The organism is Streptomyces sp. NPDC048254, assembly GCF_043201895.1.
Lineage (GTDB): Bacteria > Actinomycetota > Actinomycetes > Streptomycetales > Streptomycetaceae > Streptomyces.
Genome location: NZ_JBICZJ010000007.1, coordinates 447,131 through 473,137, shown reverse-complemented (window position 1 = coordinate 473,137; position 26,007 = coordinate 447,131). Strand labels below are relative to the sequence as shown.

Genomic DNA, 26,007 nt, shown 5'->3' with positions numbered 1-26,007 from the left:
GCGGGTGGCTCCGCCGGTGGGGCCGGGTAGGGCAGGCCGGTTCGCAAAGTGCGGCTCGGTGGGGGTTGATCGCGCAGTTCCCCGCGCCCCTGACGGGGCGCTGCCCCCTTACGGAGTCAGGTCCTCACCGACCCTGCGGCGGTAGACCTCCACCACTCGCTCCAGTGAATCAGTGAGGTACGTCTCCAGCAGCCGTTCCGCCCCGTGCCTGTCGCCGCCCTGCAGCGACTGCAGGATCTCCTGGTTCCGGGCCAGGTACGGCTCGTGCAGGGCGTGCGGGTCGTCGACGACGTGGAACGCGAGGCGGAGTTCGGCGAAGACGCTGCGCATCAGTTCGTCGGTGCGTTCGCTGCCGGCCAGGGCGACCAGTTCCCGGTGGAAGTGGATATTGGCCGTACCCACTGCTTTCCAGTCATCTCCGGCCGCCGCCTGCCGGCCTTCCGTGACCGCCGCCGAGAGTCCGTCCAGGACGTACGGGCGCTCGCCGAGGCCGCGTACGACGGCGCACTCGACCAGGGACCGGGTGCGGTAGATGTCCTCGACGTCCTCGACGGTCAGGACCCGGACGAAGACGCCCCGGTTGAGTTCGTGGACCAGCAGGCGTTCGTGGGTGAGCAGCCGGAACGCCTCGCGCAGGGTGTTGCGGGAGACGCCCAGCGCGCCGCCGATGCCGTCCTCCGACAGGCGGGTGCCTGGCGGGAAATACCCGTCGGCGATCCGGCTCCTGAGGATGTCGGAGACCCGTTCGGCGGTGCTGGTGCGCCCGAGGAGGGAACGGTCGTCGGCCAGTCCCGTCAGCTGCTCTGCCATGCCCGGAATTCAACCGCAGACACAGGAACGAAACAACGTGGGTATTGAAGGATCGTTGAACGATCCTCTACGGTGCTCAGCACGCTCTCCTTGGCACGGCACCGCACGGCTCAGTCCCCGCACCCTCCGTCCCCTCTTCATGCTTCTGCGAGGTGCCCATGAGCACGACTCCTCCACCGCAGGCCCTGACCTCCGACGCGCACCCGGGCAAGGGTGAACGCACCGCCGAGGACGGCGCGTTCGGCTGGCTGCGCGCCCTCGGTCCGCGCGGTCGGCACGCGTTCGCCGGTGCTTTCGGCGGATATGCACTGGATTCGTACGACTACTTCACCCTGCCGCTGAGCATGGTCGCGCTCGCGGCGTACTTCGGCCTGGACAGCGGCCAGACCGGCCTGTTCACCACCGTCACCCTGGTGGTCTCGGCGGTCGGCGGCGCCGCCGCGGGTGTGGTCGCGGACCGGGTCGGCCGGGTCCGCGCCCTGATGATCACGGTCATCACCTACGCCGTCTTCACCGTGGCCTGCGGCTTCGCGCCCAACTACGAGACGCTGCTGGTGTTCCGCGCCCTCCAGGGCCTCGGCTTCGGCGGCGAGTGGGCGGTCGGCGCGATCCTGGTCGCCGAGTACGCGAGCGCCCGGCACCGCGGCCGCACGCTCGGGGCGATCCAGAGCTCCTGGGCCGTCGGCTGGGCACTCGCCGTGATCGTCTACACCATGGTCTTCTCGTTCGTCGGCGACGACCTGGCCTGGCGGGTCATGTTCTGGACCGGCGCCCTGCCCGCGCTGCTCGTGGTGTGGCTGCGCCGCCGGGTGCACGACGCTCCGCAGGCGGTCGCGGTACGTGAACAGAGCCCGCGGCGCGGCTCGTTCGCCGCGATCTTCCGTCCGGGCACGGCCGAAGCGCCGGGTCTGCTGCGCACCACGGTCTTCGCGGGCCTGCTGTCCACGGGTGTCCAGGGCGGCTACTACACGCTGGCCACCTGGATCCCCACGTATCTGAAGTCCGAGCGCGGACTGTCGGTCGTCGGCACCGGCGGCTATCTGACCTTCCTGATCTCGGGGGCCTTCCTCGGGTATCTGACCGGCGGTTACCTCACCGACCGGCTGGGCCGGCGCCGTAACATCTGGCTGTTCGCGCTGCTGTCGGCGGTCTGCGTGCTGGCGTACGCGAACATCCCGGACGGCGCCAACACCACGCTCCTGGTGCTCGGTTTCCCGCTCGGCTTCTGTATGTCGGCGATCTTCAGCGGCTTCGGTTCCTACCTGAGCGAGTTGTACCCGACGGCGGTGCGCGGCACCGGGCAGGGCTTCACGTACAACGCGGGCCGCGCGGTGGGCGCGATCTTCCCGACCCTGGTGGGCTTCCTGGCCGACAGCTGGGGCGTGGGCGGCGCGCTGGTCTTCGGCGCGGCCGGATACGGGCTCGCCGCCCTGGCCCTGTTCGGACTGCCGGAGACGCGCGGGAAGGAACTGGCGTGAACCGTACCGAAGACCGTCCTGTCGCCCGGGCCGACGAGCACGCGCACGCGTGGCGCCCGAAAACCGCCCGGGCCCGCTTCCGGGAGGGCCTCACGGGCGCCACGGCCGGGGTCGCGGCCGGCCACACCCAGGCCAACCTGGTCTCGGTGCCCGCCGACTGGGCCTACGAGATGCTGCTGTTCTGCCAGCGCAACCCCAAGCCCTGCCCGGTGCTCGACGTCACCGACGCCGGCGCCACGGCCACGGTGCTCGCGGACGGCGCGGACCTGCGCACCGACCTGCCGCGCTACCGGGTCTGGCGGGACGGGGAGCTGGTGGACGAGCCGACGGACGCCACACCGTACTGGCGGGACGATCTGGTGTCGTTCCTGCTCGGGTGCAGCTTCACGTTCGAGTGGGCGCTGGCCGAGGCGGGTGTGCCGATCCGCCATGTCGAGCAGGGCCGGAACGTGCCGATGTACGTGACCAGCCGCCCGTGCCGTCCGGCGGGGCGGCTGAGCGGGCCGCTGGTGGTCTCGATGCGCCCGGTCCCGCCGGAGCGTCTGTCGGCCGCGATCCAGGAGAGCAGTCGGCTCCCGGCGGTGCACGGCGGCCCCGTGCACTGCGGCGATCCCTCGGCACTCGGCATCGACGATCTCGGCCGGCCCGACTTCGGCGACCCGGTGGACGCCGGCCCCGACGACATCCCGGTGTTCTGGGCCTGCGGGGTGACCCCGCAGGCGGTGGTGACGGCCTCCCGGCCGCCGTTCGCCATCACGCACGCACCGGGCCAGATGTTCATCACCGACGCCCGCGACGAGCAGTACCGCGTCGCCTGACACGAGAGACACCGGATCCATGACCTCGATCGACCTGAACGCCGACCTCGGCGAGGGCTTCGGCCGCTGGCGGCTCACCGACGACGAGCGGTTGCTGTCCGTCGTCACCAGCGCCAACGTGGCCTGCGGCTTCCACGCGGGGGACGCGGCCACCATGCGGCGGGTGTGCGAGCTGGCGGCCGGGCGCGGGGTGACGATCGGCGCCCAGGTGTCCTACCGGGACCTGGCGGGGTTCGGGCGGCGCGCGATGGACGTGCCGTCCGCCGAACTGGCGGCCGAGGTGGCCTACCAGATCGGTGCCCTTGAGGTCTTCGCTCGCGCGGCCGGCGCGCGCGTGGCGTACGTGAAGCCGCACGGCGCGCTCTACAACCGGGTCGTGCACGACGAGGAGCAGGCCGCCGCGGTGGTCGACGGCGTGCTCCTCGCGGACGCCTCGCTGCCCGTCCTCGGGCTGCCCGGTTCACGGCTGCTGGAGCTGGCCGGGAAGGCGGGACTGCCGGCCATCACGGAGGCGTTCGCGGACCGCGCGTACACCGACGAAGGCACACTCGTCCCGCGCGGGCGCGACGGTGCGGTGGTGAGCGACCCGGAGGCGGTCGTGGCGCGCTCGCTGGAGCTGGCGCGCTCCGGCGCGGTCACCGCACACTCCGGCGCGCGCATCGCCGTGCGCGCCCGCTCACTCTGCCTGCATGGCGACACCCCGGGCGCCGTGGAGCTGGCGCGCAGGGTGCGCACGCGGCTCACGGAGGCGGGCGTGACCGTAGCGGCCTTCGCGTGAGCACAGACATGAACGCACGCATGAACACGAGCACGAGTACAAGCACGGACACGAGCCCCAGCATGAAAACGAGCCCGAAGACCGAGGCCGCCACTCCCATGACAACCCGGCTCGTCGGTGACGACGCCCTCCTGGTCGAGGTCGGCTCCGGCGCGGAGGCCCGGGCCCTGCACGCCGAGTTGTCGCGGCGGCGCGCGGAGGGCTCGCTGAGGGTCCGCGAGATCGTGCCGGCCGCCCGCACGGTCCTGCTCGACGGCCTCGACGACCCGACCCGCTGGGCCGCCGAACTGGCCGCCGCGGAGATCCCGCCCACGCCTCCACGCGCGCGTGCGGCGATCGAACTGCCCGTGCGTTACGACGGCCCGGACCTGGCCGAGGTCGCCGCCCACTGGCGGGTGCCCGAGCGGGAGGTGGCCCGCATCCACGCGGAAACCGAGTTCACGGTCGCCTTCTGCGGTTTCGCGCCCGGCTTCGGCTACCTCACCGGACTCCCCGCCCGCTACGACATGCCGCGCCGCGCCACTCCGCGCACGGCGGTGCCCGCGGGTGCGGTGGCACTGGCCGGGCCGTACACGGGCGTGTACCCGCGCTCGTCGCCGGGCGGCTGGCAGTTGATCGGGACGACGGAGGCGGTGCTGTGGGACCACGTGCGGGTGCCGGCCGCGCTGCTGACGCCGGGTGCGCGCGTGCGGTTCGTGCCGGTGGGGGGCGTATGACCGACCGTGCGCTCGTCGTCGTACGGGCCGGGGCGCTGACCACCGTGCAGGACCGCGGACGTCCGGGGTACGCGCATCTCGGGGTGCCCCGCTCGGGGGCGCTGGACGCGCCGGCCGCGGCGCTCGTCAACCGGCTGGTCGGCAACTCCCCCGACGCGGCCGTCCTGGAGACGACCCTCAACGGGTGTGCCGTGCGGCCGCGTTCCACGGTGGTGGTCGCGGTCGGGGGTGCGCCGGGTCCGGTCGCGGTGGGCGGGCGCCCGGCCGCGTGGGGCGCGCCCGTGGTGGTGCCGGCCGGGGAACTGCTCGAAGTGGGAGCGGCCCGGTCCGGCGTACGGAGTTATGTGGCCGTCTCCGGTGGGATCGCCGTCGAGCCGGTGCTGGGCAGCCGGGCCACGGATCTGCTCTCCGGGCTCGGGCCGGCCCCACTGGCGGACGGCACGGTGCTGCCGCTGGGCACTCCGGTGGGCCCGCACGCGCGCGTGGACGTCGTACCGCAGCCGTCCCCGCCCATGGAGCTCGTGCTGCGGGTGACGCTCGGTCCGCGCGCCGGCTGGTTCACGCCCGCCGCCGTCCGGGCGTTCACCTCGCGCGCGTACCGCGTGTCATCGGCGAGCAACCGCATCGGGCTGCGCACGGAAGGGCCCGCCCTGGAGCGGGCCCTTCCCGGTGAACTCCCCAGTGAGGGCATGGTCCTCGGCGCCGTCCAGGTGCCGCCGGACGGGTGTCCGGTGGTGTTCCTGGCCGACCATCCGACCACCGGCGGCTATCCGGTGATCGCGGTGGTCCGCGCCGCCGACCTCCCGGCGGCGGCCCAGGCGGTCCCGGGCATCCCGGTCCGCTTCGTGGCCGTACGCCGTCGCTGAACCGCCGTGCCGGCCTCGTCCGGCACCGCCGTGCCACCTCCGGCACCATCCGCGCGCCGCGTCCGGCACCCTCGTTTCGCGCGTGACGTCATCGTCCTCACGCGTCATCGTCCTCACGCGTCATCGTCCTCACGCGGCGTCGGCAGGCCGCTCCGGCGGCTGGAGGGCGGCCAGTGCGGCGGACACGGCAGCGGACGCGCTCAGGTCCAGGCGGGCGCTGGTGCCCTTCCGGCGGTGCCGCATCTCGTCGATGGCCAGCCGCATCAGCTGCGGCAACAGGTCGCGGCAGCGCCTGATCACCCACGCGGTGCCGGCGGTGGCCAGCCAGAACAGGCTCGCCTTCTTGGTCGGCGGCGGGAACTCGGGCTCGGGGGACGGCACCGTACCCGTCGCCATACCCAGCGGGGCGAGCAGGGCGTGGAAGCGGACGGCGAGCTGCCGGTGCCCACGCTCGCCCGGGTGCAGCCGGTCCGCGCTCCACATCTCGCGGTCGGTGAGCCAGGCGCCCTCCGCCGCGTGCAGATGGACGGCCCCGTACCGCTCGGACAGGGCGTGCACCACCATGTTGACCGCACGCCCCCGGCGGGCCAGCGGGCGGGCCAGGGCGCCGGGGAGTCCCCACATCGAGCCGGGGTCGGGCAGGCACGCCGTGAGCAGGGTCGCGCCCTGCGCGGTCAGGGACGCGTAGACCTTGTCGAGCCGTTCGGCCACCGCGTGGATGTCGAACGTGCAGCGCAGGGTGTCGTTGACGCCGATGACGACGGCGACGATGTCGGGGCGCAGATCCAGCGCGGCCGGGGTCTGGCGTTCCAGCACGTCCCGGGTCTGCGCCCCGCTGACCGCGAGGTTGGTGAAGTCCACGTCCTTCGCGGCGAGTCCGCCGGCCAGCAGCGCGGCCCAGCCGCGCCACCCGTCGCCGGCGGGGTCGCCCACGCCCTCGGTCAGCGAGTCCCCCAGCGCCACGAACCGAACCGCTCTCATGCCACGCCCTCCGGCACGACACGACGGATCGGTTCCGTCGTTCCGTTCTCGTCGCGACGGCACAGCACCGGCGCGTCGTGCGCGGCGAGGAAGGCCTCCACGGCCGTTCCCCAGCCAAAGCACTCCGCACGCGCGCGTGCCGCTTCCCTGCGCTCGGGACCGGGCCGCTCCAGGAGCATCTCCACGGCGTCGGCGAAGGCCTCGCCGCGGTCGGCGGCGGTGGCCCCCGCGGAGCCGATCACCTCGGGCAGCGCGGAGGAGGCGCTGGCGACCACGGGCGTCCCGCAGGCCATGGCCTCCAGGGCGGCGAGCCCGAAGGTCTCGGCGGGGCCGGGCGCCATGGCCACGTCGGCGGACGCCTGCAGCGCGCCCAGGGTGTCCCGGTCGGAGACGTGCCCCAGGAAGGTCACCGGCAGCCTGCGCTCCCGCGCGCGCTGTTCCAGACGCGCCCGCAGCGGCCCGTCGCCGGCGACGACCAGGATCACCCGGCGGCCGCGCCGGGCCAGCGCCTCCACGGCGTCGAGGGCGGTGCCGGGCCGCTTCTCCACAGACAGCCGCGAGCACATGACGAGCAGTGCCTCGTCCGCGCGCGTGTACCGGGCCCGCAGGTCGAGGTCGCGCAGCGAGGGGTGGCGGCCGGTCAGGTCGACGCCCAAGGGGGCGCGTACGACGTTGCGCGCGCCGATGCGGATGAACTCGCGCTCGGCGAACTCGGTGGTGCACACCACGCGCGCGTAGGTGTGCGCCGTACGGATGTTGAGGGCGTCGGCGGTGCGCCGGGACATGTTCTCGGACATGCCCCAGGTGCGCAGGACGCCGTCGGCGGTCTCGTGGGAGACCATGACGGCGGGGATCCGGGCGCGCCGGGCCCAGCGGCCGGTCCAGCGCAGGGTGGTGCGGTCGGACACCTCCAGGCGGTCCGGGGCGAGGTGCTCCAGGAGGGTCTGCACGCGTGTCTTGTCGACGAGGACGCGGTAGCCGCCGGTGCCGGGCAGCACCGGGCCGGGCAGGGTGATGACCCGGCCCTGCTCCTCGACCCGGTCCGAGAAGCGCTCGCCGGGCACGATCAGGACCGACTCGTGACCGGCGGCCACGAAGCCCTTCCCGAGTTCGCGCAGGGCGGTGCGCAGGCCGCCGGAGGAGGGCGCGACGAAGTTGGCGAGCCGGACGATGCGCAGGGGTGCTGACGACGAGACGCTCATGCCGCCACCACCGGCCGGCGTGCCGCGAGCACGTCCTCGTAGTGCTGGATCAGCTGGTCGCCGACCGCGGCCCAGGTGCGGCCCTCGACGGTCGCGCGGGCGGCGGCGCCGAAGCCGGCCCGCATCGCGGGGTCGGCCACCAGGGAGGCCACGGCCTCACGGACGGCGCCCGCGTCGCGCGGCGGGACCAGGAAGCCGGTGCAGCCGTGGTCGACCAGGTCGATCGGGCCGCCGGCGGCGGGCGCGACGACCGGGACTCCGCTGGCCATGGCCTCCTGGACGGTCTGGCAGAACGTCTCGAAGGGGCCGGTGTGCGCGAAGACGTCGAACGAGGCGAAGATCCGGGCGAGGTCGGTGCCGGTGCGGCGGCCGAGGAAGACCGCGCCGGGCAGCGCCTCGGTGAGGTGGGCCTGGCTCGGCCCGTCGCCCACGATCACGACCCTGACGCCTTCCAGGCCGCAGACCCCGGCGAGGAGCTCGACCTGCTTCTCGGGGGCGAGACGGCCGACGTAGCCGACGATGACCTCGCCGTTCGGGGCGATCTCGCGGCGCAGCGCCTCGTCGCGGAACTCGGGGCGGAAGCGGACGGTGTCCACGCCACGCTGCCACAGCTGGATCCGGGGAACCCCGTGCGACTCCAGGTCGCTGATCGACGCGGTGGACGGGGCGAGGGTGCGGTCGGCGGCGCCATGGACGGACCGTATCCGCCGCCAGGCGGCCGCCTCGCCGGCGCCCACGTAGGTCCGGGCATATCCGGCCAGGTCGGTCTGGTAGACGGCGACGGCGGGGATACCGAGCCGGGCGGCGGCGGCCATGCCGCGGACACCGAGGATGAAGGGGCTGGCCAGGTGGACGACGTCCGCGCGGTGCTCGATCAGCGCGGCGGCGAGCCTGCGGCTGGGGAGAGCCACGCGGACCTGGGGATAGCCCGGGAGTGGAAGGGAGGGGACGTGGACGACAGGGCACGGCGCGGCGGCCGCGGCGAGCCTGTTGCCGGGGGCGGGAGCCGGAGCGACGACGAGGGGAGCGTGACCGCGATCGACGAGGTGTCGGGCGGTCTGGAGCGCGCAGTGGGCCACGCCGTTCACATCGGGGGGAAAGGATTCGGTCACGATGACGACACGCATACCGGTGTTGTCGCCGCGCTGGACGTGGCCGCGTCAAAGTGGATCTTTCCGATGGTTAAACGTCCCATGAGCGTTGCCCTGCACACCCGAGCGGGCCAGTCGGCGTCCATGCCCGGCTGGTCTGCCGGTCACCGGTTGTTCACTCAGCGGGCGGTCTTCCGCGATTTGAACGTATGCGGGATCCCCCGTGGTTCCCGAGTTGACGCCGTGGTCCCCCGTGGCGATGACTCACACGGCGGGGGTGTCCGGTCCGATACGGCTGCGGACGGCCGTCTGGACCTCGTCCTCCTCGGCCGGGTCTGCGGCGAGCCGACGGAGTTGTTCGACGACCCGGGCGTCACCGGTCTCGGCGTGCCGGGCGGCGATCTCGCGGGTGGTCTCCTCGCAGTCCCACAGGCATTCGACGGCGAAGCCGGTGGCGAAGGAGGGATCGGTGGCGGCCAGGGCGCGGGCGGCGCGGCCGCGGAGATGGGACGAGGCGGTCTCGCGGTAGACGTGCCGCAGGACGGGCGCGGCGCAGACGATGCCAAGGCGTCCGGTGCCGTCGACGAGGGTCCACAGGGTCGGCGCGTCGGGGCCTTCGCCGCGTACGGCTTCCCGCAGGGCGGCGAGGACCAGTTCGCTGTCCTGGGCGCCGCCCCGGCAGGCGAGCATCCGTCCGGCGGCGGCGCCGAGGGCGTCGGGCCGGCGGGCCCAGCCGCGGGCGCGGTCGACGGCGGCGATACTGCGCATGCGTTCGAAGGCGTCGACGGCGGCCTCCACGACGACGGCGGTGCCGTCGATCACCGCGGCCTCGATCAGGCTCAGCGCGTCGGAGTCGTTGCTGTCGGCCAGGTAGCGCAACGCGGTGCAGCGGGCTCCGTCGCCGCCGTCCTTGGCCGCCTGGAGGATCTCCGGCCGGTCCTCGGGCCCGGCCACGGCGACCAGGCAGCGGGCGGCCGGCACATGGAGGGCCGCGCCCCGCTCGATGCCCTGCTGGGCCCACTCGAAGACCGCGCGCACGCTCCACCCCGGACGGGGCCCGGTAGGTCGCATCTGGCGCTGCCAGCGGTCGAAACAGCCGGTTTCCTGTGCGGCACGCACGCGCGTGGCGATCGATTCGCGGGGATCCTCGGCCCACAGCCGCCAGGGCCGTGGCTCGAAGGCGTCCCGGACGGCGGCGGCCAGCTCGGCCTCGCCCTCGGCGTCCGTGGTGAAGCGCGCCAGCACCGGGGCGGCGAGGGCGCACAGGCCCGCGTCGTCGTCGCGCAGCGCCAGCTCGTCCAGGGCCCAGGCCCAGTTGGTGCCGGTGGCGGCGTACCTGCGCAGCAGTGCGAGCGCGTCCCGCCTGCCGTAGGAGGCGAGGTGCCCGAGCACGGCCAGCGCGAGGCCGGTGCGGGACTCCTCGGAGTCGAGGACGTCGTCGGGGTCGAAGAGATGCGCCTCGATGGCGTCCAGCTCGCCGTTCAGGTCGAGATGGAGGCGGGCGTAGTAGAGGGAGCGGTTCTCCACCTGCCAGTCGTGGCGGGGGTCGTGGAGCACGCAGTGGTTCAGCGCCGCGAGCGCTTCGGCTCGCGGGGCGGTGAGCGCGTGCAGCGTGCCGTCGCCACGGCCCCTCTGGAGCAGGCCGAGCAGCGTACCGCTGGGCGCTATGACCGGATCGAACATGGGAAACAGCCTCACATCAAGCGTCGACGCAACCGGAGAACACGCACTACCTGGCCGCGTGACACAACGTCGGAGCGCCCGCCGTCTCTTGCTTGCTGTAGACCATTTCTCTCTGCCTCTCGTCAGTGGCCCATGCGGGCCGCATCACGGCCCGCGCGGTGCGGCAACACCTGCCCAGCCATCGCGTCCGTGAATCACGACGTCATGATGACTCGGCACTTCGACCTGCCGCGACCGAAATTTCGGCGGCCCTGTACCGCCTCCCCCGTTTTGTGTGTTTTCGCTGGTAGGAAGGGATGGTTCAGTGGATGCCGAACAATTCGAGAAGTTCTGTCTTGCCGAACATCCGCGCGGTGTCGACGGCCGACGGGGTGCCCGCCGCGGGGTCCGCGCCGGCCTCCACGAGCGCCTTGACGACCTCTGTCTCGCCCTTGAAGACCGCTCCGGCGAGCGGGGTCTGGCCTCTGTCGTTGACCCGGTCCGCCTCGGCACCCCGGCCGAGCAGCTCGCGTACCGCGTCGGCGTGCCCGTGGTAGGCGGCGAGCATCACGAGGGAGTCACCGCGGTCGTTGGTGAGGTTGGCCGGAACGCCCGCGTCGAGGTACGCCACGAGCGCCTCGGTCCGCCCCTGCCGGGCCAGATCGAAGATCTTGGTCGCCAGCTCCACGACCTCGGGGTCGGGGGCTTCGCTCATCGAACGGACCGCCTCTCCTGTGTACTGCGGGGACTTCCATGGACGGAGGGAGCGTACGGCAACGGGCGGGCCGTGCGGCCGTACGAGTGAATCGCCAGCGTACTGGCTTCAGGGTGCACATGACCGGAACTGTCCGAGGTAAAGATCACCGCAGTTCCGCCGGACGATCACCGGGACCCCGCCCGGGCCTCGTCCGACCTGGTCGGCTCAGAGCAGGAACGATCCGCTGATCGAGTGAAATCAACCGAAATTCACTCATTTGCACCTTTAATCGTATAGATACCTTCTGTGATGCTGGAAGAACTCATGGTGACTGTCCCCCCTCGACACCAGGAGATCTCAAATGATCCTCTCCATCTCAGGCGTCATCGTGCTCGGCATCATCGTCTTCCTCTTCTTCCGCAAGGACGGACTGAAGCCGTCGCACGCCACGGTCTCGGCGCTCTTCGGCTTCTATCTCGCCAGCACGGCCATCGCACCGAGCATCAAGGCCGGCGGCGAGAGCCTCGCGAGCCTGCTCGGCGGCATCAAGTTCTGACGCCCCTCCCGTCCCTACGCACCTTCAGGAGACAGCAGTGGCCCGGCGCCCTCTCCCCCGCATTCTGAGCAACGGCACCGCGCAGCTCGCCCGGAGCCGGGAGCTGGCCCGGACGGCTGCCGACAGCGCCACCGACGTCCTCCATCCGCTCATCACCGTCACGCGCGGACTGCGCCGGCTGGCCTCGGCCGGACGGCACAGGTGGGCGGAGACACCGAAGGACAAGCGTGGGCCGCTGCTCTTCCTGGTGGCCTCGGTCGTCCTGGTCGTGGCCCTGGTGCCGTACGGACCCCTGCTCGCCGTCATCACCCTGATGGCGGCGAGCGCCTGGCACGGCCGCGATCCCAACCCGCCCCCGCCGGAGGGCCCCGACGAGTCGCAGACCCAGCGGCTCCAGTCCCTGTACGAGGCCCTGGTGCCGTACTTCTCGGCCGCCGAGGACCCGGCGCCGCTGTACGCGCACAGCGGGGAGTGGGAGAAGGCCTTCCTCTCCCACGAGTTCGACGACGCCGGCCGCGTCAGCCAGCTCATGATCCGCTACCCCGCGTACTTCCCGGACGGGGAGCCCGAGGCCCGCGCCCGGATCGAGTACCTGCTCACCGCGAAGTCCGGGCGCGGCCGCGAGTACCACTTCGCCTGGGACGAGGAGGGCAACCGGCTCACGGTGACGGTCCTCGCCCCGCTGCCCACCGACATCGCCGCCCAGCGCTTCGTCACCGCCCCGGGCGAGACGGTCCTGGGCTTCACCGACCCCACCGAGGTCCAGCGCACGCTCCCGCTCACGTACGGCGAGGAGCAGCGGGACGTCCCGCCGGTCGTCTGGCGCACCGGCGCCCGCTCCACCGAACCCCATCTGCTGGTCACGGGCCGCCCCGGCAGCGGCACCTCGACCCTGCTGCGCTCCGTCGCGTTGCAGGCCCTCCAGTACGGCGACGTGCTCATCCTCGAGGGCGGCGGCACCGGCGAGTACGCGTGCCTCTCCGGCCGGGACGGGGTCCTCGCCGTGGAGTGCGGTCTCGCCGGGGCGCTGGCCAGCCTCGAATGGGCCGCGCACGAGACGGAACGGCGGCTCATCGCCCTCAACCACGCGCGGCAGGCCGGCCATCCGCCGCCGGACGACTGCCGGCGCCCGCTGTGGATCCTGCTGGACCGTCCCGGCTCCTTCGTTCACCTGGCCTCGGCGAACGGCCACCAGGACCCGGGGACCCTCCTCCAGACCCCCCTCCGGCACGGCCGCGCGGCGAACGTCACCGTGGTGGTCGCCGAGCACCTCGACAGCACGGACGCGGTGAGCGAGGCGCTACGACAGCACACGCGCGCGCGTGTCGTGCTCGGGCCGGCGCTGCCGGACGAGCTGGAGGCGGCGCTGGGGGCACCGCCGCACACGACGCCGCTGGCCCACATGCCGCCGGGCCGGGGCTATGCCCGGCTGGGCCACGGCCCGGTGCTGCGGCTCCAGGTGCCGGCCACGCCGGACCCGTACGACGACGCGACGAGCGACGCGGACCGGCAGGCGGTACTGGACCTGCTGCCGCCCCGGAGCGAGCCGACGGAGCAGCCGGCACCGATGGAGGCGGCGGTCGCCGAGGGCTGAGGTACGGGGTGGGTCGCTCACCGGGCTCGCAGGGCGCCGCCCGCGGCTGGCGCGACACGGCGGGACAGCGCCCCGTCAGGGGCGCGGGGCTGTATTGGATTTGCGGCTACCGCCGCGTGGGCGCGACCAGCCCCCACCCACCCGCGGCCGAACAACCGCCTACGCCACGAACGTCCTCGGCGCCTCGCCCCCGCCGGACGCACCGGCCTCCACCAACCGCGCCGCCGCGGCCAGTCGGGCCGCCGCCTCGTCGGCCACCGCTCCCCCCACCGTGAACGGCAGCCGCACATACCCCTCGAAGGCACCGTCGACCCCGAAGCGCGGCCCCGAAGGGACGCGCACCCCCACCCGCTCCCCCGCCTCCGCCAGCCGCGAGCCGGACAGCCCGCCCGCCCGGACCCACAACGTCAGCCCGCCCCGCGGCACCTCGAACTCCCAGTTCGGCAGCTCCCGCCGTACCGCGGTCAGCAGGTCGTCCCGGTTCTGGCGGGCCTGGGCGCGGCGCAGCTCGACCGCCTGCTCCCAGCCCCCCGTGCCGAACAGCCAGTTCACCGCCAGCTGCTCCAGCACCGGCGTCCCCAGGTCGGCGTAGGCCCGCGCGGAGACCAGGCTGCGGATGACGTCGGGGGCCGCCCGCACCCAGCCGATGCGCATGCCCGCCCAGAACGCCTTGCTGGCGGAGCCGACCGTGACGACGGTCGAGCCCGCCGGGTCGAAGCCGCAGACCGGCCGGGGCATCTCCACCCCCTCGTCCAGCCACAGCTCGCTCATCGTCTCGTCGGCGACCAGCACCGTGCCCGCCGAGCGGGCCGCGTCGACCAGCCGGCGGCGCTGGTCCTCGTCGGCGAGCGCCCCGGTGGGGTTGTGGAAGTCGGCGACGACGTACGCGATCCGCGGTGCCGCCTCCCGCAGGACCTGGCGCCAGCGGTCCATGTCCCAGCCCGTGAGGCCCTCGGCCATGGCCACGGGGACCAGCCGGGCACCCGCCTCCCGCATCAGCTGGAGGATGTTGGCGTACGAGGGTGACTCGACGGCGATGCGCTCGCCCCGCCCGCCGAAGAGATGACAGATCGCGTCGATCGCACCCATCGCACCGGTGGTGACCATGATCTGCTCGGGCATCGTGGGGATCCCGCGCGCGGTGTAGCGCTCCGCGATCATCGCGCGGAGCACCGGGAGCCCGGCCGGGTAGTCGCCGTGCGTGCGGGCGTACGGCGGGAGTTCCTCCAGGGCGCCCTGGACCGCACGGGTCAGCCACGGCTCGGGCGCGGGCAGGGCGGCGGTGCCCAGGTCGATCAGCGAGCCGAGGGCCTCGGGCGGCAGCGGCTCGAGGCCGCGGGCGGGCAGCGGGTTGCCCGCCGGGACGGCGGTCCAGCTGCCGGCGCCCCGCCGGGACTCCAGGAATCCCTCCGCGCGCAGCGCCTCGTAGGCCGCCGCCACGGTCGTACGGCTGACGGACAGGGCGAGGGCCAGTTCGCGTTCGGCGGGCAGCCGGGCGGCGACCGGGACGCGCCCTTCGAGGACCAGCAGCCTGATCCCGTCGGCGAGCGCACGGTAGGCGGGCGGGCGCCGGGTGCCTGGGCCGGCCGGGCGGTCCTGCTGCGAGTTGAGCAGCCGGCCGAGCTGTGCGGCACCCACCGCCGAAGTCCACTGCGCCATGAGAATCAGTCCACCTTCCCCGAATTGGCCATGGATGGCTTTTCCTCCCAAGCCACAGAGTGACATGAAGCAGTCCACCACCACCAGCAGGGGGTACCTCTTGTCCACGCGAGGCCGGCTCGGGCGACGGCTGATCCAGCTCTATGCGGGGCTCACCCTGTACGGCGTGAGTTCCGGGCTTCTCGTCGAAGCGGGCCTCGGCCTGGAGCCCTGGGGCGTGCTCCACCAGGGTCTGGCCGAGCACATCGGGCTGAGCATCGGCACGGTGTCGATATTCGTGGGCGCGGCCGTGCTGCTCCTGTGGATCCCGCTGCGCCAGCGCCCGGGCCTCGGCACGGTCTCCAACGTGTTCGTCATCGGCCTCGCCATGAACGCCACGCTCGCCGTGGTCCCCGGCGCACACGCGTTCGCCGTGCGGATTCCGCTGATGGCGGCGGGGATCGTACTCAATGGAGCGGCGACCGGGCTGTACATCGCGGCGAGCTTCGGGCCGGGTCCCCGGGACGGCCTGATGACGGGGCTGCACCGGCGTACCGGACGTTCGATCCGGCTGATCCGGACGGCGATCGAGGTCGCGGTGGTCGCCACGGGATTCGTGCTCGGCGGGACCATCGGCGTCGGGACCCTGCTCTACGCCGTCTCCATCGGGCCCCTCGCCCAGCTGTTCCTCAAGGTGTTCGCCGTTCCGGTGGCATCCCAAGGCAGCGCGGTCGTTGCCAAGGGGTCATCCGAACGAGCCATACTTCGCTCGTGAGCACGCTGATCCGCCACCCGTACCTGGACCACCCCGGCCCCATCGCCTTCGCCCACCGCGGCGGGGCAGCGGACGGCCTGGAGAACACCGTGGCGCAGTTCCGGCGCGCGGTCGAGCTCGGCTACCGGTACATCGAGACCGATGTGCACGCCACGGCGGACGGCCGGCTCGTCGCCTTCCACGACGACACCCTGGACCGGCTCACCGACGGGGCGGGCCGGATCGGCGACCTGCCGTGGGAGGACGTGCGGCACGCGCGCGTGGCGGGCCGCGAGCCGCTCCCCCTCTTCGAGGAACTGCTCGAGGAGTTCCCGGACGTCCGCTGGAACGTGGACGCCAAGGCGGAGCCGGCGCTGCGGCCGCTGCTGGACCTGATCGACCGGACGGACTCCTACGACCGGGTGTGCGTCGGCTCGTTCTCGGAGGCGCGGGTGCTGCGGGCGCAGCGCATCGCGGGGCCACGGCTGGCCACCTCGTTCGGCACCCGCGGTGTGGTCGGACTGCGGCTGCGCTCCTGGGGGCTGCCCGCCTCGGTGCGCCGGTCGGCGGTCGCCGCGCAGGTGCCCGAGTCGCAGTCGGGCGTCCCGGTCGTCGACCGGCGCTTCGTCCGCGCCGCCCACGCGCGCGGGCTGCACGTCCACGTGTGGACCATCAACGAATCCGAGCGGATGCACCGGCTCCTGGACCTGGGAGTCGATGGCATCATGACCGATCACATCGACACGTTGCGTGAGGTCATGCAGGACCGCGGCGTCTGGGTCTGAGGCGCGCGACGGCACTGCTGCGGGAAAGGCGAGGGCACGGGTGGGCACCGAAACCGTGCGGGCGGGGGCCTCGGACGAGGTCACCGAGCTGCGGCGCGAACAGCGCGGCTGGTACTTCTACGACTGGGCGTGCTCGGTCTACTCGACGAGTGTGCTCACCGTGTTCCTCGGCCCGTACCTCACGTCGGTCGCCGACCACGCGGCCGACGCGGACGGCTATGTGCACCCGCTCGGCATCCCGGTCCGGTCGGGCTCCTTCTTCGCCTACTCGGTCTCCCTGTCGGTGATCCTGGCGGTCGTGCTGATGCCCCTGGTGGGCAGCGTGGCCGACCGCACGGGCCGCAAGAAGCAGCTGCTCGGCGCGGCCGCGTACACCGGGGCCGTGGCGACCACGGGCATGTTCTTCCTCGACGGCGACCGCTACCTGCTCGGCGGGCTGCTGCTGATCGTGGCGAACGCCGCGCAGTCCGTCGCCCTGATGCTCTACAACTCCTACCTCCCCCAGATCGCCCCGCCCGAGGAACGCGACACGATCTCCTCCCGGGGCTGGGCCTTCGGCTACGCGGCCGGTTCGCTGGTGCTGATAGCCGACCTGGTCCTGTACTCCGCGCACGACTCCTTCGGCCTCTCCGAGACGGAGGCGGTCCGCATCTGCCTGGCCGCGGCGGGTCTGTGGTGGGGGGCCTTCACCCTCGTACCGCTACGACGGCTGCGCGACCGGGGCGGCAGGGCCGCCGAGGCGACGGCGCCCGGGCTGCGTCAACTCACGGCGACCGTCCGGGACATGCGCCGTCATCCGCTGACGCTGTCCTTCCTGCTGGCGTACCTCGTCTACAACGACGGCATCCAGACCGTGATCTCGCAGGCGTCCGTATACGGCTCCGAGGAGCTGGGCCTCGGCCAGTCGACGCTCATCGGGGCCGTCCTGCTGGTCCAGGTGCTGGCGGTGGCCGGCGCCCTGACGATGGGGCGGCTGGCGCGGACGTACGGAGCCAAGCGCACGATCCTCGGGTCGCTGGTGGCGTGGACGGTGACGCTGGCGGCCGGGTACTTCCTGCCGGCCGGGGCGCCGGTGTGGTTCTTCGTCCTCGCGGCCGGCATCGGGCTCGTCCTGGGCGGCAGCCAGGCGCTTTCCCGCTCCCTGTTCTCGCACCTCGTACCGCCCGGAAAAGAAGCCGAGTACTTCGCGGCGTACGAGATGAGCGATCGGGGGATGAGCTGGCTGGGACCTCTGTTGTTCGGGATCACCTTCCAGCTGACCGGAAGCTACCGCTCGGCGATCATCTCGCTGGTCGCCTTCTTCGTCATCGGGTTCGCGCTGCTGGCGCGAGTCCCGGTGCGGCGGGCGATCGGTGAGGCCGGCAACCCGGTTCCGCAGAAGATCTAGCAGAAGATCCAGCGGGAAGATTTAGCGTTCAACGCGGAAGGGCGGTAGTGTACGCGTTTGGCCTGCCAGGCGTACCGTTACTGCGCGTCAAAGATACCGAAACGGTGGGTGACATCTGTTAGCAGATGTGACAAACCGGGCGCTGGTGGGTACAACAAGGGGCGGCTACGACGGCGACACATGACCCGGAACGGGAATCTTTACCGCCGACCGGACGTTGACCGGATGACGACGACAGCGACACCTGTCCTGTGGGCGACAAGCCCGGGAGGCACGATTCATGAGTGAGCGAGCTCTTCGCGGTACGCGCCTCGTAGTGACCAGCTACGAGACGGACCGCGGCATCGACCTGGCCCCGCGCCAGGCCGTGGAGTACGCATGCGAGAAGGGGCACCGGTTCGAGATGCCCTTCTCGGTCGAGGCGGAGATCCCGCCGGAGTGGGAGTGCAAGGTCTGCGGGGCCCAGGCACTCCTCGTGGACGGCGACGGCCCTGAAGAGAAGAAGGCCAAGCCCGCGCGTACCCACTGGGACATGCTGATGGAGCGACGCACCCGTGAGGAACTCGAAGAGGTCCTCGAGGAGCGTCTGGCGGTTCTGCGGTCCGGCGCGATGAACATCGCGATTCACCCCAGGGACAGCCGTAAGTCCGCATAGTTCCGTGTAACGGGAAGCCGACATAACCAACCGAGGGCGCCCTACGTTCAGTGAACGTAGGGCGCCCTCGGTTCTGCGTGAGGCGACCGGCCCTCTCGGAGTGCCGTCAGCTCGTCAGCGGCGGCCGCTCCCCCGCCGGCCGGTCGCCCGGCTCCGGACCGTCGTTCCGGATGATCACCTCGCCCTGGACCACCTTGCCGTCCGGGCGGTGGATGCGGGCCTGCTGGAAGGCGTCGCCCAGGGTGCCGGGCGCGGCCGCGCGGAGCTTGCGGTCAAGGGTGCGTTCGGTTAGGCGGGAGACCGCCTTCTGGACCGGCGGCAGCAGGAGCAGCAGGCCGAGGGCGTCGGAGACCAGGCCGGGGATCATGAGGAGCAGGCCGCCCAGCATCATCAGGCCGTTGCCACCGCCGCGCTCCGGTGAGCCGCCGCGCTGGATCGCCTCGTTGAGGCTCTGGAAGGCGCGGCGCCCGGCTCGCCTGATGACCACGGCACCGGCGACGAAACCCGCCACCAGCAGCAGGAACACGGTCATGCCGCCGGTCGCGCCCGCGACCACCGTCAGCAGCCAGATCTCCAGCACCAGCCAGGCGGCGATGCCCAGCGGCAGATATCTGCCGAGCCGGGAACGCCGGGGCCGGGTGGTCTGCGGAGGGGTCTGTGCGCCAGTCGTCATGCTCCCAGTGTGCCTGGGCCCGGCTCAGTGCGGGATAAAGGGATGATCAACGGGAACTGTGGGGTTTCCGGGTCCCCGCTGTGACAGCGGTGCCCGCTGTCCCGGCCAGGACGGCCAGGACGGCTAGGACGGCTTGCCCTTGCCGGTGATCTTGCCCACCCGCTCGGTGACACCCCACGACGTGACCCGCCACAGGGCCTCCACCATGATGTCGCGGCTCATCTTGGAGTCGCCCAGCTCCCGCTCGACGAAGGTGATGGGCACCTCGACGACGTGGAAGCCGGCTTTGATCGCCCGGCGGGCCAGGTCGACCTGGAAGCAGTAGCCCTGCGACGCGACCTCGTCGAGCCCCAGGCCCTCCAGGGTCTCGCGGCGGAAGGCGCGGTAGCCGCCGGTGATGTCCCGCAGCGGGAGGTCGAGTGCGAGGCGGGAGTAGAGAGAACCGCCCCGGGAGATGAACTCGCGGGACTTGGGCCAGTTCACCACCCGGCCGCCGGGCACCCAGCGGGAGCCGAGCACCAGGTCGGCGCCCTTCAGGGCGGTCAGCAGGCGGGGCAGCTCCTCCGGCTGGTGGGAGCCGTCGGCGTCCATCTCGATGAGCACGCCGTAGCCGTTGTCCATGCCCCAGCGGAAGCCCGCGAGGTAGGCGGCGCCCAGGCCCTCCTTGCCCTTGCGGTGCAGCACCTGGACGTGGTCGTCCTCGGCGGCCAGTTCGTCGGCGAGCTTGCCGGTGCCGTCCGGGCTGTTGTCGTCCGCCACCAGGACGTGCGCCTCGGGGACGGCCAGGCGTACCCGGCCGACGATGGACTTGATGTTCTCCGCCTCGTTGTACGTGGGAATGATCACCAAGGCCGTGCCGAGCGGACCGAACCGCCTCTCCTGGGCCTGTGCCGCGCGGGTCCCGTCGCCGTCGTTCACTGCTGCCCCTTCATGTCGTACGCAGGGGACCACCATAGTGGCCACGGCCTGCACTGACGTGACAGCTCGTTCGTGTGGTGGTGTCGATTCCGAAAGAATGGGGTAAGGATGCCCGTTTCGGGTGGCGTTCATCCGTGATTCCGCCAGCCCGTTCGACTACGGATGGGGGCCCGGCGCCCTTCGGGCCGACCTGGGACCCGCTGGCTGCGGGTCGACCGAAAGCCGTTGTCTACTGAGCGTCCGGGCCCCACCCGGGTCACACCTCCCGACCGGCCGGAACGTTCCCTCGTCGGCGCGGGCGCTGAGCCTGGCTCCCAGTGACGGTGCCCCGGTGCGGGGCCCCGTCCCTGACCCAGCGGCGCTGCGACGAGTGCGCGAACTGCTCCCCGGTCGGGCGTCCGGTGGTGGACTCGGCCGAACCTACCGGCCCGCTGCCGCTGGCTGTCAACAGCCGTTTGACCTGCGGAAACGGCCTCAAACCGCTGGTCAGCGCAGAGGATGCGCAGGTCGCGCGACGGGGCGGCGGCCGTCGATCACGGCCGCGCCACCCCGGGAGATCACTCGCCCGGCCGTACGAATGCGGCCGGGTCACTCGCCCGGTCGTACGAACACGGTCCGGCCGCCCACCACGGTGCGCAGACAGACCGGCAGCTCACGGCCGGGGGTCAGATCGGGCAGGCCGGGAGTGCCGGAGCGCGGGTCGGTGGACCAGCGGGCGACCCGGTCGTCCGGGGCCTGCACCACCAGTTCCTCGGTACGCCAGACCGCGTAGTCGGCGGGCGCGCCCGGCACCAGGACGCCCGCGTCGTCGCGGCCGATGGCCCGCCAGCCGCCCCGCGTGTGCGCGGTGAAGGCGGCGCGCACGGAGACCCGGTGTCCGGGCGTGTGGTGGAAGGCGGCGGCGCGGACGGTCCCCCAGGGGTCGAGCGGGGTGACCGGGCTGTCCGAGCCGAAGGCGAGCGGGACCCCGGCCTTGAGGAGGGCCGCGTAGGGGTTGAGGGTGCGGGCCCGCTCGGCGCCGAGCCGCTGGGCGTACATGCCGTCCGTGCCGCCCCACAGCGCGTCGAAGGCGGGCTGCACGGAGGCGATCAGGCCGAACTCGGCGAAGGCGGCGATGTGCTCGGGCGTGAGCATCTCGGCGTGCTCGACGCGGTGCCGGGCGGCGCGGACGCGGGCCGGGCCGACCTTCTCGGCGGCGGCGTGCACGCCCTCGACGACGGCGCTCACGGCGGCGTCGCCGATGGCGTGGAAGCCCGCCTGGAGGCCGGCCTCGGTGCAGGACGTGACATGGGCGGCGACGGCGGCCGCGTCCAGGTAGGCGGAGCCGGTGGTGTGGCCGGCGTCGGCGTAGGGCTCGTGGAGGCAGGCGGTGTGCGAGCCGAGCGAGCCGTCCACGAAGAGGTCACCGGCGGCGCCGAGCGCACCCAGCTCCCGAGCCTTGTCGACGCCTTCGTCGGCCGCCTCGGCCCAGTAACCGACGACCCGGGGTCCGCGCACCTCCGCGGCGAGCCGCAGCAGGCCGGTGAAGTCGTCCTCGGAGGAGATCTTCGGCCCGCCGCACTCATGGACGGTGCCGATACCGAGGGAGGCCGCGTGTGCGAGGGCGGTGCGCTGGGCCTCGGCGCGCTGTGCGGGCGTCACGGCTGCGAACGCGGCGGCACGTACGGCGTGGTGGGCGTCGCTGGTGAGCGGGGCGTCCGCCCGGGAGACCGCACCGGGGACCAGGTCCAGCAGGGCCGTGCTGACGACCGCCGAGTGGACGTCGATACGGGAGAGATAGAGCGGGCGGCCGCCAGTGGCCGCGTCCAGCTCGGCGCGGGTCGGCGGGCGCCCGTCGGACCAGCGGGAGGCGTCCCAGCCGTGCCCGAGCAGCACCCGGTCGTCCGGCCGGGCGGCGGTGAAGTCCCTTACCAGCGCGAGGGCCGCGTCCAGGGAACCGGCGCCGGACAGGTCGAGGCCGGTCAGGGCGAGACCTGTCGAGGTGGTGTGGACGTGGGCGTCGGTGAAGGCGGGGGTCACCAGGGCTCCGTCCAGGTCGACGACCTCGTCGACCCCGTCCGCGAAGGCGTCGGCGGCCCCCTCGGACCCGACCCAGGCGACCTGCCCGTGCTCCACGACCATCGCGGTCGCGAACGGATCGGCGGGACTGTGGACCTCTCCGCGGCGGAGGAGGACGGTCTGGGATTCGGGGCTGCGCTCGCTCATGGGGACCAGTCTCGCGCCTCACACCGATCACTCTGAACGAGGGGCGCCCCGAACGTGCCCCGAAAGGGGCGCGGGGAACTGCGCGACCAGCCCCCCAACCACCCGCAGCCGACGAACGGCCGACAGCTCAACGGCGCTCAAATCCGCGGCGGCCGCGCCTCGTAAGGCGTGGACAGCACCACCGTCGTCCGCGTCGACACCCCCGCCAGGCCGCGCAGCCGGGCCAGCAGCTCCTCCAGCTCGTGCGGGGTGGCCACCCGCACCTTGAGGATGTAGTTCTCGTCGCCCGCCACGCTGTGGCACGCCTCGATCTCGGGAACGCCGGCCAGCCGGTCCGCGATGTCGTCGGGGGCGCTGGGGTCGAACGGTTTGACCGAGATGAACGCCGTCATGGGCAGCCCGACGGCCTCCGGGTCGACGACCGCGGCATAACCGCGGATGACGCCCCGCTGCTCCAGCCGGCGCACCCGCTGGTGCACGGCCGACGTGGAAAGGCCCGTGGCCTTGCCCAGGTCGGTGTAGCTCATCCGCCCGTCCTTGACGAGCAGCTGCACGATTTGACGGTCCAGCTCCTCCATGGCGCAAAAGCTACAGTGCGGCTGATCTCCTCGGATACCTCGGCGGCGCAGGTCATGGCCGGTTCGTGATGTCACGGGGAGCAGGTTGTGAGCCTGCTGAAGGACAAAACCACCGCACCGGGCACCTGCGGGCGGCATGTGACGAACGCCACAGCCCCCGGACAGGCTCCGTGATGCTCTCGTGATTACCGCCGAGACCGGACGGGAAGTGCTTGCTGTGGTCGAGGCCGCAGTGCCGTCACGGCCCAGCCCGAGGGGGAGTTACCCATGCAGAGTCTTAAGCGCCCTGGTCGCACCACGTCCAAGCGCCCTCAGTTGGTTGTCGAGCCCGAGCCGGAGGGCGTCGAACCCGACCTCTACGACGCCGAGGAACTGGACGCGTACGACACCTTCGAGATGTACCGGGTGGTCTGCCCGGACTGTGCGCAGCCCATCGCCCTGCTGGCGGACGAGGAGTTCCTGCCGGAGCACGCGCTGTGCGCCTCGCCGTGGAACCCGTTCGGTCTGACGGTCTGTGCCGGTACGGGCCGTGCGGCGGCCGAGGCCCCGTCCGCGAACGAGTCGGTCGAGCCGCAGGAGCAGGACACCGCCCTCCTGCTCACCCTCCCGCAGGGTCTGGACTGGCGGACGCAGCCCTTCTCGCACGTCGGCGGCCCGGGCTCACGCCCGATGCGCGTACCGGCGATGCGCCGCCTCGGCGGCAGTGACCTCGGCCGTCAGGCCGCCTGAGTCACCGCACCGCATCCCAGTAGCTGCCCTGCACCATGGCGCGCAGACTGCCGTGGTGCAGGATCAGTGTGTCCGGATCCGCCGGGACGGCGACCTCACCGAAGTACACCTGCCGATAGGCGATGCGCAGCATGACGATCGCGTGCCGCAGGGCGGCGTACAGGGTGTAGAAGTCCATGTCCCGCGGGGTGTGGCCGGTCAGCCGGGCGTAGCGGGCCTCGACGCGGTCGCGGCGCAGGAAGCCGGGCAGTCCCGGCTGTCCGGAGGCGGCCGTGAGGTCCTGGAAGAAGCGGTGCAGGTAGACGGTCCAGCCGAGGTCCACCTCGCGCGGGGCCGGTGCCGCCATCTCCCAGTCGAGGACGGCGACGGGGTCGAAGCCGTCGTAGACGACGTTCCCGATGCGTGCGTCGCCCCAGTTGAGGACCGGCGTGCCGGGCTCGCTCGGCCACAGCTCCGCAAGCCGGTCGAACGCGGCCTCGATCAGGGGTGAGCGGGCGAGTCCGTCCACCACCCAGGCGTAGTAGGCGCGTTGGGACTCGACATGCCGGTGCAGGGAGTCGCCCTCCCCCGGAAGGGCGAGGAACTCCGTCTCGGTGAGCGGGACCTGGTCGTGCAGCCGGGCCAGCAGCGCGACGGACGCCGCTTCGAGTCGCGCACGTTCGGCATCGCTCGCCGAGTGCAGCCAATTCCCCTCGTACGTATAGGGCATGACGTCGGGTGGGACGCGGCCCTCGGCCCGTTCCATGACGAAGAAGGGCGCGCCGAGCGGTCCGGGGTCCTCCTCCAGCCAGAGGACGCGGGGCACCGGCACATCCGTGTGTTCGGCGACCAGCCGCATGGTGCGGTACTGGCGGGTGAGGTCGTACGACGGGAAGACGGTGTACGCCGACGGGTCCGCCGCCAGTCTCAACGCGCAGGAGCGCAGCGGTGGGTGGGGGTGCTCGACCTCGAACAGCAGGGTCTCGCTGGACATGCCGTTGGAGGCGGGGACCGTGACGCCGACGGCCTTGGCGCCGGGGAGCCGGGCGTCCAGCCAGGCGGTCAGCCGGCGGACGAGGTCCTCCGGATCGCGTGTGGTGGTGCGTGGGCGCGGTGTCGTCGTCATCCCGGGCTCCTCCCTCAGGGCGCCACCGAGTCGAAGCCGGTGAAGCCGCTCGGATCGTGTCTGCCGAACGAGCCGTGCTCGAAGATGCCGTGGCCGACCCGGCCGTCCAGCCGGAAGCGGGCGGAGTGGTCGGTGACGCCGTAAGCCGCGCGGGGGTGGGGCGCGGTCATGTCGTAGGTACGGCGGTCCACCCAGGCGTGACCCTGCCAGGTGCCGTGCTGCCAGTCGTCCGCCGGTGGGTAGCCGGCGCCGATCGCGAGCGGTGAGGAGGCGAGGATCTCCACCTCCAGCTCCTGGGGCTTGCGCGGATCGCCGAGGTGGACGACGGCACGCTCGGGGTGGCGGGTGCCGGAGCGGTAGCCGATCTCGGCCCGGGGCCAGCCGAGTTGGCGGTCGCGCCGGCCGGGGCGGACCAGGGTGGCGTCGTTCAGGGTGCGGTAGCCGTCGGCGTCCTCCTGGGTGACGACCATCAGGAAGCGGTCCTCGAAGCGGACCGGGCACCAGATCCAGTGGAAGCCCTCGGTCGGGTTCTCCTCGGCGAGCCGCCCGCCCTCCTCCCCCGGTATCGGGCGGACGCCCCAGCTGCGGTCCCGGGTGCCGGTCCAGCCGGCCGGGTCGACGCGGAACTCCTCGCCGCCGGCCCGGATCACCCCGGACACTCCCCCGGCCTGCACGAACCTGCGGCCCTCCAAGGTGAGCCGGTCGCCCCGGCGTTGCAGGTGGTGCGGCTCCCACAGGGCCGGGAATCCGGCGGTCCAGGTGAGGTCGCAGGAGAGCGCGTCGTCGTCGCAGGTCAGGCGGAAGCGCCGGAGCGGCTCCTCGACCTCGATGCGCAGCGGGCCGACGGCCAGCCGCATCCGGTCGTCGCCGAGGGCGTCCGAGGCGCGTACCGCGTGCAGGGTGTCCCCGGTGCGCAGGGTGGCGTAGGCGTCGATCACTCCGACGTTCGGGTAGACGCCGAGGCCGAGGATGAGCAGGGCGCGGCCGTGGTGGTCGAAGACGTGGAAGATGCAGCGGTCGTAGGCGTTCCGGTCCCCGGTGGCGACGTGCTTCATGGAGAGCGGGACCTGGTGCACCGGGTACTCGTCGAGCGGTACGGGACGGTCGTCGACCATGGCGGGCCTCCCGGGAGGCTGGAGACGGTCCGGCTGACGGTACGTCAGAAAACAGGGGGAGGCCAGATCCGGGAGCGGACGTCCACGAACTCACGCGCGATTCGGGGCATCGGTGACCAGGGCGGCCGCCCCCGCGTTGGCCGGGCATGACGACCACCTACACCGCCCTCGGCCGTCAGCGCCGTATCTTCGTGCCCCCTCCCGCGGCATCGACCC

Annotated in this window: 25 protein-coding genes; 12 read left to right on the top strand and 13 right to left on the bottom strand. The window is 72.5% G+C overall.

What is annotated here, in order from left to right; genetic code table 11:
- Positions 1-108: 108 nt before the first annotated feature.
- Entirely contained in the window at positions 109-810 is a 702-nt protein-coding gene (locus tag ACGFZQ_RS22605; RefSeq protein WP_393841789.1) for a GntR family transcriptional regulator, read from the bottom strand.
- Between the two features lie 158 nt (positions 811-968).
- Between ACGFZQ_RS22605 and ACGFZQ_RS22600 the strand changes: the two genes are divergently transcribed.
- From ACGFZQ_RS22600 to ACGFZQ_RS22580, 5 genes are all read left to right on the top strand, one after another.
- Complete coding sequence (locus ACGFZQ_RS22600) at positions 969-2,288, top strand: MFS transporter (protein WP_393841788.1); 1,320 nt, start codon at positions 969-971, stop codon at positions 2,286-2,288.
- Positions 2,285-3,106 (top strand): putative hydro-lyase, encoded by an 822-nt coding sequence (locus ACGFZQ_RS22595; RefSeq protein ID WP_393841787.1) that lies wholly within the window; start codon positions 2,285-2,287, stop codon positions 3,104-3,106. The genes ACGFZQ_RS22600 and ACGFZQ_RS22595 overlap by 4 nt, the downstream gene beginning before the upstream one ends.
- A 19-nt stretch (positions 3,107-3,125) precedes the next feature.
- Positions 3,126-3,884: a LamB/YcsF family protein gene (locus tag ACGFZQ_RS22590; protein WP_393841786.1), complete on the top strand. Its 759-nt coding sequence runs from the start codon at positions 3,126-3,128 to the stop codon at positions 3,882-3,884.
- Positions 3,885-3,982: 98 nt separating this feature from the next.
- Positions 3,983-4,600: an allophanate hydrolase subunit 1 gene (locus tag ACGFZQ_RS22585; RefSeq protein WP_393841819.1), complete on the top strand. Its 618-nt coding sequence runs from the start codon at positions 3,983-3,985 to the stop codon at positions 4,598-4,600.
- Entirely contained in the window at positions 4,597-5,466 is an 870-nt protein-coding gene (locus tag ACGFZQ_RS22580) for a biotin-dependent carboxyltransferase family protein (protein WP_393841785.1), read from the top strand. The genes ACGFZQ_RS22585 and ACGFZQ_RS22580 overlap by 4 nt, the downstream gene beginning before the upstream one ends.
- A 129-nt stretch (positions 5,467-5,595) precedes the next feature.
- Here the strand turns inward: ACGFZQ_RS22580 and ACGFZQ_RS22575 are convergent, their stop codons facing one another.
- The 5 genes from ACGFZQ_RS22575 to ACGFZQ_RS22555 all read right to left on the bottom strand — a co-directional run bounded on the left by ACGFZQ_RS22575 (position 5,596) and on the right by ACGFZQ_RS22555 (position 11,117).
- Positions 5,596-6,447, bottom strand: a complete 852-nt coding sequence (locus ACGFZQ_RS22575) for an SGNH/GDSL hydrolase family protein (protein WP_393841784.1) — start codon at positions 6,445-6,447, stop codon at positions 5,596-5,598.
- Complete coding sequence (locus tag ACGFZQ_RS22570; protein ID WP_393841783.1) at positions 6,444-7,649, bottom strand: glycosyltransferase; 1,206 nt, start codon at positions 7,647-7,649, stop codon at positions 6,444-6,446. Before ACGFZQ_RS22570 ends, ACGFZQ_RS22575 begins: the two co-directional genes overlap by 4 nt.
- Positions 7,646-8,776 (bottom strand): glycosyltransferase family 4 protein, encoded by a 1,131-nt coding sequence (locus tag ACGFZQ_RS22565; RefSeq protein ID WP_393841782.1) that lies wholly within the window; start codon positions 8,774-8,776, stop codon positions 7,646-7,648. The genes ACGFZQ_RS22570 and ACGFZQ_RS22565 overlap by 4 nt, the downstream gene beginning before the upstream one ends.
- A gap of 228 nt (positions 8,777-9,004) precedes the next feature.
- A complete protein-coding gene (locus tag ACGFZQ_RS22560) occupies positions 9,005-10,423 on the bottom strand; it encodes a HEAT repeat domain-containing protein (RefSeq protein WP_393841781.1) in 1,419 nt (472 codons plus the stop codon).
- A 301-nt stretch (positions 10,424-10,724) separates the two neighbouring features.
- Positions 10,725-11,117, bottom strand: coding sequence for an ankyrin repeat domain-containing protein (locus tag ACGFZQ_RS22555; RefSeq protein ID WP_351735502.1), 393 nt, complete (start codon positions 11,115-11,117; stop codon positions 10,725-10,727).
- 343 nt (positions 11,118-11,460) lie between these two features.
- Here ACGFZQ_RS22555 and ACGFZQ_RS22550 point away from each other — a divergent pair, with 343 nt between their 5' ends.
- Together ACGFZQ_RS22550 and ACGFZQ_RS22545 are read left to right on the top strand one after the other, a co-directional pair.
- Entirely contained in the window at positions 11,461-11,655 is a 195-nt protein-coding gene (locus ACGFZQ_RS22550) for a hypothetical protein (protein ID WP_046731976.1), read from the top strand.
- Between the two features lie 37 nt (positions 11,656-11,692).
- A complete protein-coding gene (locus ACGFZQ_RS22545) occupies positions 11,693-13,249 on the top strand; it encodes an ABC transporter ATP-binding protein (protein WP_393841780.1) in 1,557 nt (518 codons plus the stop codon).
- Between the two features lie 159 nt (positions 13,250-13,408).
- Here the strand turns inward: ACGFZQ_RS22545 and ACGFZQ_RS22540 are convergent, their stop codons facing one another.
- Positions 13,409-14,908 (bottom strand): PLP-dependent aminotransferase family protein, encoded by a 1,500-nt coding sequence (locus tag ACGFZQ_RS22540; protein ID WP_393841779.1) that lies wholly within the window; start codon positions 14,906-14,908, stop codon positions 13,409-13,411.
- Between the two features lie 64 nt (positions 14,909-14,972).
- Between ACGFZQ_RS22540 and ACGFZQ_RS22535 the strand changes: the two genes are divergently transcribed.
- The 4 genes from ACGFZQ_RS22535 to ACGFZQ_RS22520 all read left to right on the top strand — a co-directional run bounded on the left by ACGFZQ_RS22535 (position 14,973) and on the right by ACGFZQ_RS22520 (position 18,468).
- Positions 14,973-15,662 (top strand): YitT family protein, encoded by a 690-nt coding sequence (locus ACGFZQ_RS22535; protein WP_393841778.1) that lies wholly within the window; start codon positions 14,973-14,975, stop codon positions 15,660-15,662.
- Positions 15,659-16,426: a glycerophosphodiester phosphodiesterase gene (locus tag ACGFZQ_RS22530; protein WP_393841777.1), complete on the top strand. Its 768-nt coding sequence runs from the start codon at positions 15,659-15,661 to the stop codon at positions 16,424-16,426. Before ACGFZQ_RS22535 ends, ACGFZQ_RS22530 begins: the two co-directional genes overlap by 4 nt.
- Before the next feature lie 40 nt (positions 16,427-16,466).
- Positions 16,467-17,813, top strand: a complete 1,347-nt coding sequence (locus ACGFZQ_RS22525; protein ID WP_393841776.1) for an MFS transporter — start codon at positions 16,467-16,469, stop codon at positions 17,811-17,813.
- Positions 17,814-18,093: 280 nt separating this feature from the next.
- Complete coding sequence (locus tag ACGFZQ_RS22520) at positions 18,094-18,468, top strand: RNA polymerase-binding protein RbpA (protein ID WP_010046329.1); 375 nt, start codon at positions 18,094-18,096, stop codon at positions 18,466-18,468.
- Between the two features lie 106 nt (positions 18,469-18,574).
- Here the strand turns inward: ACGFZQ_RS22520 and fxsA are convergent, their stop codons facing one another.
- The 4 genes from fxsA to ACGFZQ_RS22500 form a co-directional block, all read right to left on the bottom strand.
- Positions 18,575-19,141 carry an FxsA family membrane protein gene (fxsA, locus tag ACGFZQ_RS22515; protein ID WP_393841775.1) on the bottom strand — a complete coding sequence of 189 codons (567 nt, stop codon included), beginning with the start codon at positions 19,139-19,141 and terminating at the stop codon, positions 18,575-18,577.
- Between the two features lie 123 nt (positions 19,142-19,264).
- Positions 19,265-20,059: a polyprenol monophosphomannose synthase gene (locus ACGFZQ_RS22510; protein WP_393841774.1), complete on the bottom strand. Its 795-nt coding sequence runs from the start codon at positions 20,057-20,059 to the stop codon at positions 19,265-19,267.
- A 588-nt stretch (positions 20,060-20,647) separates the two neighbouring features.
- Positions 20,648-22,264 (bottom strand): amidohydrolase, encoded by a 1,617-nt coding sequence (locus tag ACGFZQ_RS22505; RefSeq protein WP_393841773.1) that lies wholly within the window; start codon positions 22,262-22,264, stop codon positions 20,648-20,650.
- Positions 22,265-22,401: 137 nt separating this feature from the next.
- Positions 22,402-22,842, bottom strand: coding sequence for an Lrp/AsnC family transcriptional regulator (locus tag ACGFZQ_RS22500; protein ID WP_053759891.1), 441 nt, complete (start codon positions 22,840-22,842; stop codon positions 22,402-22,404).
- Between the two features lie 267 nt (positions 22,843-23,109).
- On the opposite strand from ACGFZQ_RS22500, the gene ACGFZQ_RS22495 reads away from it, so the two are divergent.
- Positions 23,110-23,571, top strand: a complete 462-nt coding sequence (locus ACGFZQ_RS22495; RefSeq protein ID WP_393841772.1) for a hypothetical protein — start codon at positions 23,110-23,112, stop codon at positions 23,569-23,571.
- Between the two features lies 1 nt (position 23,572).
- On the opposite strand, the gene ACGFZQ_RS22490 is transcribed toward ACGFZQ_RS22495, so the two are convergent.
- Both ACGFZQ_RS22490 and ACGFZQ_RS22485 read right to left on the bottom strand, forming a co-directional pair.
- A complete protein-coding gene (locus ACGFZQ_RS22490) occupies positions 23,573-24,676 on the bottom strand; it encodes a phosphotransferase family protein (protein WP_393841771.1) in 1,104 nt (367 codons plus the stop codon).
- 14 nt (positions 24,677-24,690) lie between these two features.
- Positions 24,691-25,791, bottom strand: coding sequence for a hypothetical protein (locus ACGFZQ_RS22485; protein WP_393841770.1), 1,101 nt, complete (start codon positions 25,789-25,791; stop codon positions 24,691-24,693).
- Positions 25,792-26,007 lie beyond the last annotated feature (216 nt).